Here is a 17,151-nt window from a genome sequence, read left to right as displayed (position 1 = left end):
CCGAAAGCTCCGCTGCAGCACCAACCGCATCACCGACATGGTGAAGGCCGTCCTCGTCCTTCACCACGCAACGAGCTGAGGTTGGAAAAGGCTCAATGTAGTTTGTATCTAAGTTGAAGGACGATCTCTTGCAGCCTTAGCAGTTGTTCCTGTCTCAGCTGAAAAAGAGTCCGCCGATTTCCTGCACCATGAACCACACGGGATAAGCGAACGGAGTTCCGGCCAGCAGGAATCCGAACATTGAAATAAGGGTGGCCTGGTACCAGCGGATTTCCCGCGAGCGGGCGACCATGACGACGTACAGCAACAGGAACGAGTCGACGACCCACATGTCTGTCTGATTCATGACGCTGCCTCTCCTTTCTGGAATGTCGCGGAGTCGGGTTGAGTAAGGAACGGATTCACCGGGGGATCAGTCCGGGCGATCTCGGCCGCATCGGCAGTGGTGATCAGTCGGGACCGAGCGCGCATCCACCGGCCACCCATGGCGACCACGGCAACGCCCTGTTCGCCCTCCGTGATGTTCTGCGCGGTGACCACGGCGTCCGGGTTGATATCCCCGAGGGTCATCTCCGCTGATGCCTCGTCATGCGCTCGGTGAGCAACGCGTCCGCCGAGTTGGGCACGCAGGGCAGTCACGCGAGGGCCGATGTCGGAGCCGACCCTCTGTCCGGCCACCACCAGGTGGACGCCGAGCGCCGCGCCGAGCTGAGCGACGCGCAGCAGGAGCGTTCCGCACTGCTCTGCCTCGTCGCGTGACTCCCGCGAGCCGTCCGTGAGATACAGCTCTGCCAGCTCGTCGACGATGACGACCAGGGGCACCGGCCGGTCGTAGGGAGGCAGTTCCCAGATGGACCGCTTGCCTGCCGCCCGGCATACCCGCATGCGTTCCTGGATCTCGTCGACCACGCCGGACAACAGGCCGAGTGCCTGTGTGCGGTCGATGGCCAGCGCGGACAGGCGCCCGCCGAACAGGCCGAGTTCCATACCGCCCTTGCAGTCGATGCCCACCAGGGCGACCGGCTGGGGTGCCAGCGCGAGCACCAGGGAGGCCAGCAAGGACGACTTGCCGGACTGCGTGGCCCCCGTGATCAGCCAGTGGGGAACGCGCCGCAGGTCGATCAGCCAGGGCTCGCCGTCCTCGATGCGGCCTACGTCAGCGGACAGGAGCACAGGCAACGGCCCACGGGTAGAAGGGACTTCTCCGGTCAGCGGATCGAGGGCCGTGACATGGATGAGGACCTGTCCCCGGCGAGGCGAGGTGACCCGCACCCCGTAGACGCGCCAGGCGTGTTCCATGGCTTCGGCCGCTTGGTAGTACGGCGCCGGAGTCTGCCCTGGATGCAGCAGCACTCGCAGCCTCAGCCCGGTTTTCGTCGGTACCGGCCAGACCAGCCGAGGAGGGCGGGGCCGCAGCGCCGTCCCCTGCACCACCAGGTCTCGGCCGATCACACGGCGGTCCGGCCGCATGCTCACCGACAGCCCGTTCAGGTAGGCCAGCCGCCGCCAGGTGGTGAGGACCCGCAGCGCGGTTTCCGGATAACCGGCCAGCCACCAGCGCCACGGCCACCGCTGAACCAGCGCGCCCCGAGCCTCAAGACGCGGTACCCACGACTTCCGAGTCACCACGCCGACCAGGACCAGCGCGAACAGCGTCCACGCCATCACGGAGCCGAGCATCACTCCGCCTCCCCTTCCTGGGTCTGCGCCAGCACGAGCCGGGCGCGCATCATGGCCGCTTCGGCATGACGTGCCGCCAGGGAGAGCAGGAAACGAATTGTGGGTACGTCGTCGGAGATGGTGAGCAGTGCTTCGGTACCGGCCAGCGTCCGCAGGTCCCGCAGCAGGGAGCCGAAGGGGCCGTCGACGCCGAACGGCGAGTCGTCCCCCTGGGGCATGTCCAGGGCGGTGGTGCCCGTCGCCGTCCGCATCTCGCGTGCCATCCGTTCCGCCTCTTCGGCGATCCGCCCCGCGCACGGTTCTTTGCATGCGAAAACCTGAGACTCGTCCGCAGGTGACCGGCCGACCGCAATCGACGTGATCCGCTGCATCAGGAAATTCGCGCTGCACACCACGCAGGCCAGACCGTCGGCCTGCGGGCCGCTCAGGTGCCAGAAGTAGCGCTCCATCACGAATCACCGCCCGCCGACTTGCCACGCAGACCGGCCGGAGCAGGAGCCGGCGCCGCCCCGCCACCTGAGGCCGACACGGGGATGATTGCATCGGCCCGGTAGGTCGTACCGGTCCGGCCGTCGACCGCCCATTCATTGGCCCACAGGTTCGTGACCTGTATTTCACTGCCCTCCGCGACACCTTGAGGCTGACCGCTGGTGACCACGTGGACGACGTCCGTACGCCGCCCCGCCGCCTGCCGGATGGACAGACCCGTGATCCACAACGGGTTGCCCTCACGGTCGCGGCGCTGGTCACCTTCCAGCGTGGTGCGCGGTTCCGGAGCGATCACACAGCGGATCGCACCCAGCCGCGCTACATCGATCGGCTTGTTGTCCATGGAAGTTCACCTCTCTCGTCAGTACGCACCAGACCCGAACATCCGTCCGGATGAGGTGGAGCGATCATTTTCACTCGCAAACACTACGGAGGTCAACCACTTATCCGGATGAGTTGGGTCAGGTGTACGGAGGACGGACAACCACTTATCCTCATGAGTGGCGAGCACGCGTATACCACGCACCACTGACAACCGACCCTCGCACCGGCCCAACCACCCACCGCCCGGCACCCGTTGAACGAGTTACCGGCGACCGACAAGGACACCAGGCATGGCAGCAGCCCGAGAGCACATCGAACGTGCCCCCTCCATGTACATGCAGGTTGCCCAGCGTGTAGCCGGCGACATCCGGCGAGGCCGCTACGAGTCCGGCGAAGTCCTTCCGTCCGAGACCGAGATGGTCAAGATGTACGGGGTCGGCAAGCACACCGTGCGGGCCGCCATTGCCGAGCTGCGCACCATGGGGCTGGTCGAGTCGCAGCAGGGAAAGGGCAGCATCGTTCTTCCCTCCGGCGGAGTCCTGCCCGCGACCCGTGTTGAACGCTCCATCCAGCGCACCACAAAGGGGAGTTGGCGCCTGCCGGAGGCGATGGAGACGGAGCCGCCCGCCGTCAGCCGGACCACGTTGGAGGGGCCCCCGGCACTCCTGTTGAACCAGCAGGACCAGGACGCCATCAGCGTTGACCGCATGATCCACGACCCGGCGACCGGCGCCCGCATGGCCCACCGTGTCCTCATCCCCCTGTCCACCGCATCCGACGTTCCCTCGATCGCCGAGCAGCCCGACGCCGAGATCAGCGACCTGTACCAGCAGCTTGCCGACACCGGGCTGAATCTGACGTTCACCGAGCACGTCACCGCCCGCACCCCTTACCCCGACGAGCGCACCGCACTGGGCATCAACGACGCCAGCCCCCTCCTGATCACCTACCGGGTCACCGGCGACGCAGACCAGCAACGCCCGCTGCTGTGCGAGGAGTTGAAGGCGCCCGCAGCCACGTGCCAGCTCACCTACCCCATGACGCCGACCAAAGCCCCCGCCGCCAAGCTCCCCGCCCGTCGCCACACCCCATTGGAGTGACCCTCTACTTGCGCAAGACGAAGGAGTTCGACAGGTGACTTCGTAGGAGACGAGACCGAGGCCCCCGACCAGCTCGATTGGTCGGGGGCTTTTCGCTGCAAATAGCGCTTAATTATCGAAGAGGGTAGCTTCAATCTCTTGGAGCACAGCGATCACCTCGGCAGCTGACTCAGCCAATTCCTCACGGGCAGCATCACGATTGGCATCGCACCAATCCTGCACGGCCTGACGAAGCTCGCTCTTTGCTCCTTGCCGCTCAAGGCCCTTAGGCAGGCTGAACGCAGCCGCTCTCTGTTCTTCAAATCGAGGCGGGTAGTAGTCCTCAAACTGCCCTTTTTCAAAAAGACGGAAACGGTCAGCAGGCCAACTCACGTACTTACTCTTGAGTTTATCAACTACTTCCTGTCCGCTTTCGTCGCCATCCACCACCACCCAAGCCCGATGTTTAAGCGTCTCTTCTCGGTGGATGAAGAGAACCAACTTGGCGAACTCTTTGAAAGTGGGCGGTACGTCACCCGTTCCGCCAGCTCCAATCGTGCGAATACGGGTGAGCTTAGGCGCAAACCACGGAATTAGGTAGTCCCTGATGAGCCGCTCGGCTGACGCCTCCTCCAGGATAAGCCAGCCTTCTGCCAAGTCGAAATCGTGAAGATCGTAGCCGAGATCGCGCAATACCGCGCTACGGTCTTCAGGTGTATCGACGAGCCGAACCGTTGAGGTTGGAATACCCTGACCATTACTTCCTTGCTCGACCGCATACAACCGACTGTCAGGAGCGGAAGCCAAGTACTTGACCACAATATTCGAGTGAGTCGAGATGATGAATTGGTTAGTGGCTGACTTCTCAATAATTACTTCCAAAAGCGCCTTCAGACCCTGCGGGTGAATGTCATTCTCGGGCTCCTCGATGAGAAACAGATTGCCATCGGCAACGCACAAATCGATGATGAGGCCTAGCACACCAGCTACCCCCTCCCCCATGGAATCGATAGTGATGTCACCAAGCTGTCCGACCGTGAAACCCACCAGTTGGCCATTCTCCACGACCACAGTACCTAGATCCATATTCAACAGGCGAGAGCAAAGTGACCTAAATTGACTACCGCCGGGGTGGCCGGCGCTCAAAAGCCGCGCTACCTTCGACGAAAGCTGTTGAAGCGTTCCTGGCACCTGAAGGGCAAGTTGTCTGTTAACGGATTTCTCGTAGGTGGGAACCTTTCGCTTCGAAAGATAGGGATAGATGAAGTTATCCGGCTCCATTGAGGGAATATTCGGGAAGCCACCATATACTTGATCCTTCGTGTGAAGGATATATTCAGTGGTGGCGGAGGGACGGTCATCACTGTTGGGCCGCGTAAGGTGAACCTCCGCCAAGACTTCCGCAATCATCCCGTCTTCCTCAAGCCCTGGAACATCGCCACCCAAAACAGGACCTTCGGCATACTTCTTGGCATTGAATTCTTCGAGAATAAATTGAAACAGCGCACTCTCCGAGCCGAGGCGAATTTCATCTCGCTGGACATAATTTCCGGACTGGAGACAGTGGGCCGCCTTAATTAGCGCAGATTTCCCAGCATTATTTCGCCCGACTAGCACATTGAGCTGCGAAAGCTCGATGTTGACTTCCTCGTAGGACTTCCAGCCAGCTACCCTGATCCTTTTAATGCGCATGGCCGAGATTATAGGGGAATCTGTGAGTAGTCTGTTTGTGGTTGCCAGCCCAAGAAACAATCAAGAAATTACTTCTCTCTTGATCGTCTGTGATCGCTCGTGATCAACCATCTCAAGAGTGATCAAGGTGCTCGGCGTCATGCTGAATGCCTCTACTCCGGAGTGAGCTCGCGGTAGCACTCCAAGACGCCACCACGCCATGAGACATGGCGCTGGCCGTCTGAAAAGCAGGCTCGGCGCCCGCCATGGGAGGGGTGGGGGTGGCCTACAGCGGCTCGCCCAGTTGTTCGACATCTCTAGATCTGCGGCCGGTTGAAAACGATCATCTTTACCCTTCGCGCGTACGGCACCCACGCAAGCGGTTCGACACAGGAACCGTACTGATCATGGATAGCGACAACCACACATCAAATCCAACGCTCAACTACTGCCCTGCACATGGTCATCTCGGATGATCAACTTCCCCGATTCGGCCGTTACAGTGGGCGACGCAGGCTACACTGAGCGCTAATCTGACAGGGGGGAACTGTGCCAGAAGCCAACAATCCGGAATCCATCTACTTTTACTTTGACATCGATGGCTTCGTTTTAGGGCCAGCTGACGAAATAGAGCCGCGCCACTCTATTCGCAGCTCGAAACCGTCAGCTACTGAATACAGTATTGCTCACTACCTCTTGAGATCGTCGATCACTCTCGGCTCAGATTGTACGGAAGAAGGCTGGAAGAGCTTTCAAATGTTCAGCCTAGGGTGTGCTAAGGACGCGCGGAATCTGGTAGATAATTGGACTAAGGTTGCGAACCCGCTCTGGATTAGAGAATTTCGAGAAAACCTGAAGAGTTCCGGCAGAGTCGAACCATCTGCGATTGATGCTATCGGATGCTCCTTCGTACTCACCCCGAAGATTCAAGCCTATTGTTTTCCCGCTGAACAACGTATCGAAATTTCAGCAGTAGCACCAACCCATCTCAGGACGGTTAATCTGCTCCTTTGGAGCATGGCTACCAACTTGCGGCGAGCCTTTGGCCCTGGAGGCCCGTTCAAGCAAACAGAATCCGAAGCCGACGACTCGACTTCCAATGTGGTCGATACCGAAGTCTGGATGGCCGGGGAGAACTATGTGGATCTATTGCTGCCATACTTGTTCTCTCTGTATTTTTCGAACGTCAACTATAGTTCTCTGCCGATCCCCAGGGCGCCGAGTAAAGAATTATTCATGCGGGCCAAAGAAAGTGCGCGCATACAAGTAAACTTCATGTTGGCTCACGAGTACGCACACCTTGTCTTTCACCAAGATAAAGCCCCGAGCCCTGAGCTCGAACGGGAAGCAGATACCTTCGCGTATGAACTTCTGCTTGATGATGAAAAATTCCACAACGATAGCAGTGGAATGTTCATGGCGTCATGTCGCTGGTTTTTTCTATATCTCACACTGGATAGGATCATCGGAGCAGTTCTTTCCGGATACGACATCGACTGGATCGACGTACCGATTCGTGATCGGGAAACGTGGCTAGTTAAACGCGTCAGCGATATCGAATTCTCCTCTGCAGAAGAAAGAGACTGTCAATTCCTCGGAGACCTTGTACTGTTTCAGGCCAAAGCAAAGCTTCGCGAAAGAGGTGTCGACTGGATTAGATCGGCTGCCAAGGAATTCGAGAAGAAGCACTGCTTCTCTGTTCAGTCTCACACCTAGAAGAGGAACCATGAATCAGCAGTTTTCTTTGACCCTAGACGTAGATACATTGGGCGAAGTCGCACCCAAGAATCAAGAGAAGATCTTGGTTGACATTCCTGATCTCCGGATCGAGGTTCTTGATCAAGAGTCAGGCCATGGATTCGGCCTTGCCGAATTGGTGACCATCAGTATTTCTATTGGAGGTGGCGTAGCGTCTGATGTTGCAGCTTCCTATATCCGGAGCGGAATTCAGGCGGTCATCCGACGCGTTAAGGGAGCGCGAGGGGAAACTGAGGGTACTCAATCAGCGATTGCAGAACTCATCGACCGCGAGCGACAGAGCGGTGAGCACGGAGAATAGGGGTCACGACAGAGGGCACGCCTTCAGGCACCCACTCCTCCCGCAGCTTGCCGGCACACCGGACACTGCCGATGTCAGGGAGTCGCCTTGCTATGACAAGGAGTCACGGGCGCCCAGCGCGCTAGGCCCAGATCTGCACACCTACTACGCCGACAAAGGTTCCCAGACGAGCACGCAGCCGGCCATCTCAACCGGAGTAACTTCTCTTTACTTGCTCAAGGGCGCGCCTTCGGCGCGCCGGGCGGTCCTGCCGCCCCGGACGGGCGTGCGGCCTTCGGCCGGTCCCGTCCGGTCGGCAACCGCCCGACACCCCACGCACCCCGACCAAGCAGAGAAGCCCTCCGCGCAGTCAGCGCGAGGGGCTTCTGTCGTCTGTCCGGTCTGTCGCCCAGGGAGGCCAGCCCCACGAGAGCGAGGCCCACACCCTCCCGCCACGGGCCCCAACTCCGTCCACCGACACCGCAGTTCACCAAGAACGCCAACGCCTCTCACCGTGGCACACAGCACCCTGACGAGAGTGGTTGCGGGCGGTGGTACCAGGGGTGCTACAGCACACCCCTGGACCCCGCCCAGGCGTGACAACCTCAATCGCAGATGCCGGTTTCGCCGTGGCACAGACCCGTGTGCGATTGAGGCCATCACGCACGTTGACCAGCCACTTTCCCTGGTCATCGGGTCCTCAAGAAGCGTCCAGCCATGTGCCGGCCCAGCCTGCTGAGCAGCCGCTTCCCGCTAACGGGTGCAGCTCGCCGTGTGCTGCCGAACCGCGAAGATCGCAGGACCCGCACCCGTGATCTTGATCCGTTTCCCGCACCCCGCGCAGACGATGAACTCTCCGTGCCGGTCAGTCTCGACCCTCACCCGAGAGCCCTTCGCCGTCTTCCAGTCATCCCGCGCCATCCCCACTCCCCTTCCCTCTCCTCGCCCAGCATGTGTCATCGGGCCTGCCGTAGCACCCGAGCTATCAGCCGTGCATCCTCCGGTCTCAGCCACACCACCGGTTCACCATGCGCCCCCGAGTGAGGCACCGCCCGCACTGCACCCTCGTCAACGCCCATGTCCCGAAGCGCGCCGTTCACCTCGTCGGCAGCCTCCGACGCCATGCGCCAGCCCGACACGTAGTCGACGCCCGGCACATACGCGGCGTCCTCAGGTTCGCCATAGCTCCCCGCCGAACTATTCACCATCGCACACGCTCCCCCATCCCCATCGTTGCCGCCCATACCCCCAATGAAGCCCACCACGCCACGAAAGGTAGAGCATTGCTTAGCACGAGCAAATAGATCAACAGAATATGCCCACGCGTCACACGAGGGTCCAGGCACCGGCAGTGCGGTCACGGAACTGAGTCAATCACCACACTCTCTACATATCTTCTTCACGAAATCTCCGTACTCTCGAATCGCGATCGCACAGGAACGACCCTCCCCCGCCGCAGCGGAGAAGGGCCGTCGACCTAGGTCAGACCTCCCGGCACTCGATCAGTACAGATACATCTCGGTCACCCAGCCCGTGAAGCCACGGGGGAGGCCACCCCGCGAAGCCTTCACGAGCCGGACCTTGTCCCAGCGCTGCCCACGACGGTCACGCGCCGACGCGATGGCCCGCACACGCTGCCCCCTGTAGATCAGGCCGAGGATCATCCGGTTCGTGCCCGGCCCCGTGCGCACCCGCAACCCGTTCACCGTGGCCGTCTTGTACGGGCCGTCGTTCGCGCTGTTGATCGTGGACACCTGGCTGGACTGGACGCCCGACCGCTCCAGGTCCGGGGTCAGCGCCGACGCACCCGAGACACCCACCAGGCCCACGCCGGCCACCAACGCGGTAGACACGGCCAGCGACCGCAGTGCATTACGTCCCATGATCAAAACCCCTTCGGTTCAGAAGAGGACGAGCAGCCGCCAACCACCAGGCAGTCACTCATCCGGATGAGTGGCCAGCATCTGACAACCGCGTCACTGCGGTCAACCACTTATCCGGATGAGTTGACTGTCACGCTTCCTTCTATCCGCAACACGACAGAACCCCATGTTTCCTGCCTGCCAGGAAACATGGGGTTCTGTCGTGCCAGCTACACGTGAGCACTGCGAGCGAACGCCACAAGACCAGCGAACCCTTCGGGCGAGAGCATCAGCGCCGGAGCGTCGGGGGTCTTGCTGTCCCGTATCGGGACGACGCCGTGAGCTATCGCGTACGACGGGGCCCACTCGAAGCACTGCCCCTCGTTGCCGCCGCTGTACGAGGACTTGACCCACTCAACGCAGAACAGATCAGGGGTGTTGCTCATCGGGTAGTTCCTCCATCAGCGTACGAATGCGGTACAGCGAGGCTTCCGGTGAAAGAGCGTCGGCGCGAAGTCGATCGTAGGTCACGCCGCTCTCAGCAACCACAGACGCCGAGTCAACCACCTGCCCAGAGAGCGGGGTTTCAACGTAGAGAACAGTTGGTTCGTCGCTGAACTCCAGCAGAGTGAAGGCAAGGTGCGTCGAAGGTGCACCCGACGAGTACGGGAGCACCTGAAGCGTGATGTGCGGTGACTCCGCATCCTTGAGCAAGCTGCCCAACTGCTCGCGCATCGTCGCCGGCCCGCCAACCGTGCGCCTCAGGCAAGACTCGTCCAGGACGCACCACAGAAGCGGGGGGTCCTCACGGTCCAACGCTTCCCGTCGCTTGAGTCGCCTGGCCACCTTGTCCCTGATCGCCTCCACGCTGTCCCGTGGGCCCGAAGACCGAAAGACCGCTGTTGCATACGCTTCCGTCTGAAGCGCACCCATGATCAGACCAGGGCTGTAGTCAAGGATCGATGCGGCTCGGTTCTCGTACTGGATGTACGGCACGAACCACGACGGGTAGCCCTGTTGGCTGAGTCGCTGTTGTAGCCGTGCGAACGAACCGCTCGTGTTGAAGAAGCGATCACACCCCTCCGCGAAGTGGAGCGACGGCATCGCCTGCCCGTTCTTGACCTTCGACACGTAGGGGGGCTTGTAGCCGGTGAAGTCGGCCAACTCGTGTTGCGTAGCCCCCTTGTGCTCCAGGGCTGCGGCTAGTTCCTGGCCGAACCACTCAAGGGCGTTGGCCGGCTCATCGCTCATCTGTTCAACTCACCGTCTTTCCACCCGCGTTGGAAACGCCTTTCCCCTGTTGAGCGTACGCGTCAGCACGCCATGGTGTGAGGGAGAAGTCACACACAGCAGCGAGAAGCGGAAGGCACGGCAACCGACCATGACCAGCACCACCACCACGACCACACGCACCCCGGACGACGTGACGGAGCTGGTCGCCCTACAGCGGGAGTTGGGCCCGTGGGCCTTACTCGGTTGGAGACCACGCGGCGGGCGGACCGACCCCCACACGGTCGACCTTCGGGCAGTGGAAGCCGGACTGCGACGGTTGATCTCATGAAGCCTGACGTCGGGACCACAGCGCGAGACACCCGGAACGACAAGGTGGGTCGCGTCATGGGGCACGTTGGCGGACGCGTCCAACTCCGGCCCGTTCAGGGTGGGCGGGAATGGGACGTCCGTCCTGACGACGTCGAGCCTGTTGAGCTTTCCGACGCTCTGAGCGGTGTCCTCGCTGAAATCAACGCACGAAGCGCGGGGGCAATCTGATGGTCGCCGGGAAAGTGCTCCGCTTTGTTCACTTCACAACCCGGCAAGACCCCACGGTTACACCCGAGTACTCCGCAGCGTGCGTAGCAGGTGCCGAAGAGTCGTGCGGAGCGAAGTCAGGGGGATTCGACAACCCCACGGAAGTTGATGACTGGATGCGAAGCCACATGCGGGAAACCGGGCACATGCACTTCCGGCGCACCTTTGACGACTTCGCGGAACTGACCGTCAGCGGGATGCCGACAGACTTACAACCCGCGCGAGTAAGGCGGGTCATTACGTGAAAGTGACCTCCATGCTCATGGGATGCAGTGCCGCTGTAGACGTGCCTGAAGGCTTACGCGAAACGGCTCTTTCGTTCCCTCACAGTGAGAAAAGCCCTGTCATCGTTCCGGACAGTGTGACGTGCGAAATCGACCGGCACCCGTTCGGTGACCATGCCGCACTACTGCTCGACCTGGGGCCGGACCATGACGGCGGTGCGTGGGTCACATGGTGCGAAGACGGCAGTGACGTCAAGGTACAGCGCAAAACGTACTGCCCGTCACGAAGCCCTGTGGAAGAAGACGCTTGCTGGCTGTACAGCCAGCACAGGGGCGGACATTCATGGGAGCGATTCGAGTAAATGGCGTGCCAAGCAACAGCGGGCGGCTCGTGCACTGGATGCGGAGAGTGCAGCCCGGAAATCTTCCTTCCCTCGCAGCAGCCGTATTTCGGTCCAGGTGAACCGGGCGGAGATCAAGACGGACACGAACAACCAGAAGGACACCCCCACTAGACCCCCGTTCGGCTATCTGATGACGGCGGTAGCCGAACGGGCCGGAAGTTGAAGCGGAGGATAGATGCACCAGGTGATCGTGAGCCCGCAGCATGACAAGTTCGTCGTCGTGCGTCCGGGTGCGCGGCAAGGGATTCAGATTCCGTATGCGATGTTCCGTGAGTTGTCGAAGGCAGTCGAGGATGGGGAATCGGTCCCGGGGTGGCTTGCGGACGCGGCACGGCAGGCTTGGGGCGTCGAACTCTCCGGCAACTCAAGCAAGGAAGCCGTTCTGGCCCGCGCTCTGACCCCGCTCAACTACAGCCGCGCGTCATGGGAGATCAACAAGGGCTGTAACTTCAACTGCGAACACTGCTATTTGGCCGAGCGGAAGTTCGCCGGCCTGCCTCTGGATGGCAAGCGGGAACTCCTCTCCCTGCTGCGCGACGCTGGCGTTCTGTGGCTTCAGATCACAGGTGGAGAACCGACGATCGACAGAGACTTCCTTGCCGCCTACGAACACGCGTACCGCATGGGGATGATGATCGAGATTCTGACGAACGGATCTCGGCTTCACCGGCCCGAAGTGGTCGACCTACTCAAGGATATGCCGCCGCACAAGGTGAAGGTCTCGCTCTATGGCGCAACAGTCGAGAGCTTCGATTCTCTGACCAGGAAGCCGGGAGCTTTCAAGCTCTTACTCAAGGGGCTCAAGTCCGCCAAGGATGCTGGGATTCCTCTTGAACTGACTCTGATCGTCACGAAGCACAATGCGCATGAAGTGGATTCCATGCGCGCCATGGCAGCGGACTACGCCGAGACGTACTCGGAGTACTCGAACATCTCTCCGACCTACGACGGCACCTCGGAGCCACTTGCAACACAAGCCCCAGGGCTTTTGGACAAGTCCTCAGTTTTCGGGGGCTGTCCAGCCGGACACACCTTCTTTCACGTCGACCCTCACGGGTTCGCGACCATGTGCAAGATCGGACGCGAAAACCCAATCAGCTTGGTAGCTGAGGGGCTTGACGGCCTTTTTCGTCTGCCCGCAATCGCAGATGCCCAAATGCTTCGCACCGGTGGCTGTAGTGGCTGTCAGCTCTCGGGAACATGCCGAGTGTGCCGACCGCTCGCAAAGGCATACCAGGCTGCGAAGGCGCCACTGGAAAACTACTGCCAGCACGAAAAGGGAGATGTCGCATGACTGCTGTTGCTGTCGAGATCACCACCCGCCCCGTATCGGGGTTGATGGTACCGCCCCTTCCGCTGAGTCCCCCGCCCGTTGTCCGTCCGGCGAGCACTGAGCCGCTCGGGCTCGTCATTGTGGAGGACGTCGAGTCGCTGACTCCGGCGACGCTCGCCGGGTGCAACGACGACAACCCGTATCAGGGATAGCAAGTAGCGCGACCCGCGCGGGCTTCATGGCGTTGACTCGTCACGGAGCCCGCGCGACCCGTCTCATGAGAGCGTTGGGAGCTGTGGCCACAACCCGAATCACCCTCGAAGACCTGCCACTTGCCGCACTCGCTGCGGTCGAGAGACAAACCGGGCCGGTACTCAAAACCGAGACCGTAAGCCAGGGATTCAACAGCGAACTCGCAACGCGCGTGTTCACGGACTCCGGATCATGCTTCGTCAAGGGACTCCGCGCCGACCACAAGCGCGTATGGACTCAGCAACGCGAAGCCGAGGTGAACCCCTTCCTGCGCGGAATCGCCCCCGCCTTGCTCTGGCAGGTCGAGGAAGCCGGTTGGGTACTCCTGGGGTTCGAGAACCTGAAAGGCCACCACGCCGACTACGCACCCGGTTCACCAGACTTGCCGAAGGTCGCCGACTTGCTTCGCCGACTTGGTGAAGTCTCATGCCCCGAAGTCCAGTTGCGACGGGCGGAGCAACGTCTACAGGCATACGCGGCCAAACCGTCTGACCTTGAGTACTTCGCGGGCCGCTCGCTGCTGCACACAGACTTGAACGACCACAACGTCATCGTCGACGACTCCGCGTATCTCGTCGACTGGGCATGGGCGACGCGCGGGGCTGCATGGTTGGACGCCGCGTTCTGGGTCGTGTGGCTCATGGCTGCCGGCCGCCACGAACCGGAGTCCGCCGAGCAGTGGGCGCACAAGATCCACGCTTGGCACGTCGCCCCCACGGACGGAATCACGGCCTTCGCACGGGCCACCGCGAACGTATGGGAAGAAATCGCGGGAGACGACCCAGATGAATGGACGGCACGAATGCTTGGTGCCGCTCGCCGCTGGGCTACGTTTCGGCAGCGCTCCTGACGCAACGACTACCTCAACGCTGGAAGAACATCTCCCACCGGGACAGGACAGCAGCCGCGCCCCGTCACTCCTCAACTCTGAGGGCGTTCAATGCAACTGCGGCGTCAGTGTCACCAGCGTCGGCTGCGCGCGCGTACCAGGTGCGCGCTCCCTCGGTGTCGTCCTGACGACGCAGGAGGCTACCGAGGTTGACCATGGCGTCAGTGTCACCGGCGTCGGCTGCACGTTCCCACCAGGTGCGGGCACCGGCAGGGTCGTGCTGATCGTCCAGGAGGCTACCGAGGTTGACCATGGCGTCGGTGTCGCCGGCGTCGGCTCCACGCGTGTACCAGGTGCGCGCTCCCTCGGTGTCGTCCTGACGATGCAGGAGGCTACCGAGGTTGAACATGGCATTGGCGCTTCCAACATCGGCCGCGCGTTCCCACCAGGTGCGGGCACCTTCGGGGTCGTCGTTCTCGTGCAACAGGTTGCCGAGGTTGACCATGGCATTGATGTTTCCGCCATCGGCTGCACGTTCCCACCAGGTGCGGGCACCGGCAGGGTCGTCCTGATCGTCCAGGACGCTACCGAGGTTGACCATGGCGTCGGTGTCGCCGGCGTCGGCTGCGCGCCTGTACCAGATGCGGGCACCGGCAGGGTCGTCCTGATCGTCCAGGAGGCTACCGAGGTTGACCATGGCGTCGGTGTCGCCGGCGTCGGCTGCGCGTGTGTACCAGGTGCGCGCTCCCTCGGTGTCGTCCTGATCGTGCAGGAAGCTGCCCAGGTTGAACATGGCATTGATGTTTCCGGCATCGGCTGCACGTTCCCACCAGGTGCGAGCACCTTCGGGGTCGTCGTTCTCGTGCAACAGGTTGCCGAGGTTGACCATGGCATTGATGTTTCCGCCATCGGCTGCACGTTCCCACCAGGTGCGGGCACCTTCGGGGTCGTCGTTCTCGTGCAACAGGTTGCCGAGGTTGACCATGGCATTGATGGTTCCGGCATCGGCTGCGCGTTCCCACCAGGTGCGGGCACCTTCGGGGTCGTCGTTCTCGTGCAGGAGGTTGCCGAGGTTGAACATGGCGTTGGCGTTTCCAGCGTCAGCTGCACGCGTGTACCACGTTCGCGCACCATCGATGTCTCCCTGATCGCGTAGCGCATTTCCGAGGTTTGACATAGCGATGATATTCCCGGCGTTAGCCGCACGCGCAGACCATGTACGTGCGCCCTCAAGATCCCCTTGCTCGTTCAGGAGATATCCTAGATTGGTCATCGCTCGGGCGTTTCCGGATTCGGCTGCGTTTTCCCACCAGGTGCGGGCGGCTTCCATATCGCCTTGGTCACGCTGGATACCTCCCAGACTGAACATAGCCTCGCTGTTACCATCGAGTGCCGCCCTCTCTAAGGCATGAGCAGCTTCCGGGAGCATTTGCGCGCGATACGCTGCGCGACCGATCAGGAGACATGCTCGCGGGGTCGACAATTCTGCCACAAGCCTCCATATACGCGTCGTAATCTTGCTTTCCGAGACAGGAGAAGAGGGTCCTTCGTAATCGACCAGAATGTCGGATACCTGGTAACCGTCGACCTGGCCGATCACTTCTCCAGCGGCTTGGAGGGGTGCAATACCGCCACTGTGATGAACAGGGCGACAAGCCCAATTCAATGCATCGGCCAGCCAACCCTCGTCAGCATTTGCCCGCTGGGCTCCGGTTAGCCATTCCGTAGCCAAACCCTTTATCACAGCGTCGGGTATTGTGGCCGGATGGCCACACCGCCGAGCGACGACCGCAGCAGTGATCACCAACTGCCCAAAGCGACTGTCGCCCTGCTCCCACCGATGAATTAGTTCCGGTGCAGCCGCCAGCGTCTGAGTCAATCCCGTATGCCCGCGATGACGCGCCGCCTGAGCGATGCGTGGGTCCAACGCGGTCAGTTCCTGGGCACGCTCCCACTCGGGATCACTCCACACGCCAAGAGAGAAGCGGCGTGCCAGACTCAGGACTTCGAATGCGTCCGTGTTGTGATCTTCGCCTTCCTCGGCAGCGTTTTCGGCACTGTCAGCGCTGGCCACAGAGGCGCGCAGTTGATCATATGTTGTAGGCCAGATCGTACCAATAAGAATCACGGGACGAGCGACATCGGCAAGCAGCCTTCGAATAGTTGATGCTTTAAGGCGATCCGGTCCCGTGAGGAAGTTTTGGGTTTCGTTGAGCCACAGCACACTCTGCTTGAGATCCGCACCACTACTGACGAGTTCGGTCACCGTAGCTGCGTCGCCCGGCATGAAGAGGCGCCAGCGTGGGACTACGGCGCGAATTGCCTCATAGGCGCAACGAGTTTTGCCCGCAGCGGCGGGTCCGACCAACAAAACGAACCCGCCAGTCTTGCTTCGGGCTTCGAGCGCGGTGCGTAGGTCTGCGTCGATGTCGCGCGGCACATAGGTGGGGAGTTCTACGGAAAGCCCCTGGTCGACGGCGGTGTCAGTCGGCAGCGGGATGGCCTCGTGGATGCCTATGAGCCCCCGGTCGATGACATCCTCAACCACGGGCACTTTCCCCTTAAGCGTTGGAAGGCGGCTGAGGGCTCCTTCGGCTTGCGTTTCTCGCTCCACAGCGCGTGTCGTGCGCGCGGCCAGAGCATCGGTCCGAGCTTTGACGATCGGTGTCCATACGGCGACTAGTACGCCACCAGCCGCAACCAAGCCCGCCACTAGCCACTTGGGCCACGACAGCTCTCCCGCCTTCACGCCGGCTGGTCCTGCGGTCAGCACCACGACTGCCAGCAGTGGTCCTATCAGCGCCAGCCACGGACGCACTTTCCGCCACCTCATGGGAGCATCATCGACTGCCGAACGGGCCGTTGCCCTCACTTCGGGAAGACGTGGTCGCACGGATCGTCACGCTGCGCTCCTTGCCCTTCGGACTCGCATTCGGTCACCGCAAGATGGGCACCTGATGAACGGGCCCTAGCACAGACACCCACCGCAGTCCCTTGCCTTCCCGCAAGCACCCCTACGCCGCCAACCTGCCGTTTTCGTTGACACCATCAGCCCCCGTACGGCCCTACCGCGATGCACCAGCCTGCAGGCGCCCGCCACCCCAGAGCAGCAAGCCCAGTCGGCGCGACTCTGAGCGCTCAACATGGCTACACGCGGAATCCACGTCGGCCCCTCCGCCATCCGCGGCGTCCGCATCTCCCCCACGGCCGCACAGTC

Annotated in this window: 14 protein-coding genes and 1 pseudogene; 6 read left to right on the top strand and 9 right to left on the bottom strand. The window is 61.5% G+C overall.

The window, feature by feature from the left end; genetic code table 11:
- A pseudogene (locus ACIBJH_RS47095) lies at window positions 1-79 on the top strand (IS5/IS1182 family transposase); the annotation flags it as partial.
- A 75-nt stretch (window positions 80-154) separates the two neighbouring features.
- Here the strand turns inward: ACIBJH_RS47095 and ACIBJH_RS47090 are convergent.
- From ACIBJH_RS47090 to ACIBJH_RS47075, 4 genes are read right to left on the bottom strand one after another with little or no spacing between them, the layout of a single operon-like run.
- Window positions 155-346, bottom strand: a complete 192-nt coding sequence (locus tag ACIBJH_RS47090; protein WP_399123200.1) for a hypothetical protein — start codon at window positions 344-346, stop codon at window positions 155-157.
- Entirely contained in the window at window positions 343-1,680 is a 1,338-nt protein-coding gene (locus ACIBJH_RS47085; protein ID WP_399123199.1) for an FtsK/SpoIIIE domain-containing protein, read from the bottom strand. The genes ACIBJH_RS47090 and ACIBJH_RS47085 overlap by 4 nt, the downstream gene beginning before the upstream one ends.
- Window positions 1,680-2,129, bottom strand: coding sequence for a hypothetical protein (locus ACIBJH_RS47080; protein WP_399123198.1), 450 nt, complete (start codon window positions 2,127-2,129; stop codon window positions 1,680-1,682). Before ACIBJH_RS47080 ends, ACIBJH_RS47085 begins: the two co-directional genes overlap by 1 nt.
- Window positions 2,129-2,512, bottom strand: a complete 384-nt coding sequence (locus tag ACIBJH_RS47075) for a hypothetical protein (protein ID WP_399123197.1) — start codon at window positions 2,510-2,512, stop codon at window positions 2,129-2,131. The genes ACIBJH_RS47080 and ACIBJH_RS47075 overlap by 1 nt, the downstream gene beginning before the upstream one ends.
- Window positions 2,513-2,783: 271 nt before the next feature.
- On the opposite strand from ACIBJH_RS47075, the gene ACIBJH_RS47070 reads away from it, so the two are divergent.
- Window positions 2,784-3,593 carry a GntR family transcriptional regulator gene (locus ACIBJH_RS47070; RefSeq protein ID WP_399123196.1) on the top strand — a complete coding sequence of 270 codons (810 nt, stop codon included), beginning with the start codon at window positions 2,784-2,786 and terminating at the stop codon, window positions 3,591-3,593.
- A 108-nt stretch (window positions 3,594-3,701) separates the two neighbouring features.
- Here the strand turns inward: ACIBJH_RS47070 and ACIBJH_RS47065 are convergent, their stop codons facing one another.
- Window positions 3,702-5,264: an ATP-dependent nuclease gene (locus ACIBJH_RS47065; RefSeq protein WP_399123195.1), complete on the bottom strand. Its 1,563-nt coding sequence runs from the start codon at window positions 5,262-5,264 to the stop codon at window positions 3,702-3,704.
- 528 nt (window positions 5,265-5,792) lie between these two features.
- Here ACIBJH_RS47065 and ACIBJH_RS47060 point away from each other — a divergent pair.
- The gene (locus tag ACIBJH_RS47060) at window positions 5,793-6,959 is read left to right on the top strand and encodes an ImmA/IrrE family metallo-endopeptidase (RefSeq protein ID WP_399123194.1); all 1,167 of its coding nucleotides are present in this window, start codon (window positions 5,793-5,795) and stop codon (window positions 6,957-6,959) included.
- 10 nt (window positions 6,960-6,969) lie between these two features.
- The gene (locus ACIBJH_RS47055) at window positions 6,970-7,302 is read left to right on the top strand and encodes a hypothetical protein (protein WP_399123193.1); all 333 of its coding nucleotides are present in this window, start codon (window positions 6,970-6,972) and stop codon (window positions 7,300-7,302) included.
- A 1,481-nt stretch (window positions 7,303-8,783) separates the two neighbouring features.
- On the opposite strand, the gene ACIBJH_RS47050 is transcribed toward ACIBJH_RS47055, so the two are convergent.
- The 3 genes from ACIBJH_RS47050 to ACIBJH_RS47040 form a co-directional block, all read right to left on the bottom strand.
- Window positions 8,784-9,164: an SH3 domain-containing protein gene (locus tag ACIBJH_RS47050; protein ID WP_399123192.1), complete on the bottom strand. Its 381-nt coding sequence runs from the start codon at window positions 9,162-9,164 to the stop codon at window positions 8,784-8,786.
- A 209-nt stretch (window positions 9,165-9,373) separates the two neighbouring features.
- On the bottom strand, window positions 9,374-9,589 hold the full coding sequence (locus ACIBJH_RS47045; RefSeq protein ID WP_399123191.1) for a DUF397 domain-containing protein: 216 nt from the start codon (window positions 9,587-9,589) through the stop codon (window positions 9,374-9,376).
- Window positions 9,573-10,394: a helix-turn-helix domain-containing protein gene (locus ACIBJH_RS47040; RefSeq protein ID WP_399123190.1), complete on the bottom strand. Its 822-nt coding sequence runs from the start codon at window positions 10,392-10,394 to the stop codon at window positions 9,573-9,575. The genes ACIBJH_RS47045 and ACIBJH_RS47040 overlap by 17 nt, the downstream gene beginning before the upstream one ends.
- Before the next feature lie 1,361 nt (window positions 10,395-11,755).
- On the opposite strand from ACIBJH_RS47040, the gene ACIBJH_RS47035 reads away from it, so the two are divergent.
- Together ACIBJH_RS47035 and ACIBJH_RS47030 are read left to right on the top strand one after the other, a co-directional pair.
- A complete protein-coding gene (locus ACIBJH_RS47035) occupies window positions 11,756-12,874 on the top strand; it encodes a radical SAM protein (RefSeq protein ID WP_399123188.1) in 1,119 nt (372 codons plus the stop codon).
- A 274-nt stretch (window positions 12,875-13,148) separates the two neighbouring features.
- Window positions 13,149-13,955: an aminoglycoside phosphotransferase gene (locus ACIBJH_RS47030; protein WP_399123187.1), complete on the top strand. Its 807-nt coding sequence runs from the start codon at window positions 13,149-13,151 to the stop codon at window positions 13,953-13,955.
- A gap of 64 nt (window positions 13,956-14,019) precedes the next feature.
- Here the strand turns inward: ACIBJH_RS47030 and ACIBJH_RS47025 are convergent, their stop codons facing one another.
- The gene (locus ACIBJH_RS47025) at window positions 14,020-16,752 is read right to left on the bottom strand and encodes a tetratricopeptide repeat protein (protein WP_399123185.1); all 2,733 of its coding nucleotides are present in this window, start codon (window positions 16,750-16,752) and stop codon (window positions 14,020-14,022) included.
- Window positions 16,753-17,151: the final 399 nt, after the last annotated feature.

It is taken from the genome of Streptomyces sp. NPDC050548, assembly GCF_044457385.1.
Lineage (GTDB): Bacteria > Actinomycetota > Actinomycetes > Streptomycetales > Streptomycetaceae > Streptomyces.
This window is presented reverse-complemented; position numbering and strand designations above follow the sequence as displayed.

What these genes read in the sequence shown, in the direction of transcription:
- ACIBJH_RS47090 (WP_399123200.1), bottom strand. Translation starts at nt 346, where the DNA reads ATGAATCAGACAGACATGTGGGTCGTCGACTCGTTCCTGTTGCTGTAC.
- ACIBJH_RS47085 (WP_399123199.1), bottom strand. Translation starts at nt 1,680, where the DNA reads ATGCTCGGCTCCGTGATGGCGTGGACGCTGTTCGCGCTGGTCCTGGTC.
- ACIBJH_RS47080 (WP_399123198.1), bottom strand. Translation starts at nt 2,129, where the DNA reads ATGGAGCGCTACTTCTGGCACCTGAGCGGCCCGCAGGCCGACGGTCTG.
- ACIBJH_RS47075 (WP_399123197.1), bottom strand. Translation starts at nt 2,512, where the DNA reads ATGGACAACAAGCCGATCGATGTAGCGCGGCTGGGTGCGATCCGCTGT.
- ACIBJH_RS47070 (WP_399123196.1), top strand. Translation starts at nt 2,784, where the DNA reads ATGGCAGCAGCCCGAGAGCACATCGAACGTGCCCCCTCCATGTACATG.
- ACIBJH_RS47065 (WP_399123195.1), bottom strand. Translation starts at nt 5,264, where the DNA reads ATGCGCATTAAAAGGATCAGGGTAGCTGGCTGGAAGTCCTACGAGGAA.
- ACIBJH_RS47055 (WP_399123193.1), top strand. Translation starts at nt 6,970, where the DNA reads ATGAATCAGCAGTTTTCTTTGACCCTAGACGTAGATACATTGGGCGAA.
- ACIBJH_RS47050 (WP_399123192.1), bottom strand. Translation starts at nt 9,164, where the DNA reads ATGGGACGTAATGCACTGCGGTCGCTGGCCGTGTCTACCGCGTTGGTG.
- ACIBJH_RS47045 (WP_399123191.1), bottom strand. Translation starts at nt 9,589, where the DNA reads ATGAGCAACACCCCTGATCTGTTCTGCGTTGAGTGGGTCAAGTCCTCG.
- ACIBJH_RS47040 (WP_399123190.1), bottom strand. Translation starts at nt 10,394, where the DNA reads ATGAGCGATGAGCCGGCCAACGCCCTTGAGTGGTTCGGCCAGGAACTA.
- ACIBJH_RS47035 (WP_399123188.1), top strand. Translation starts at nt 11,756, where the DNA reads ATGCACCAGGTGATCGTGAGCCCGCAGCATGACAAGTTCGTCGTCGTG.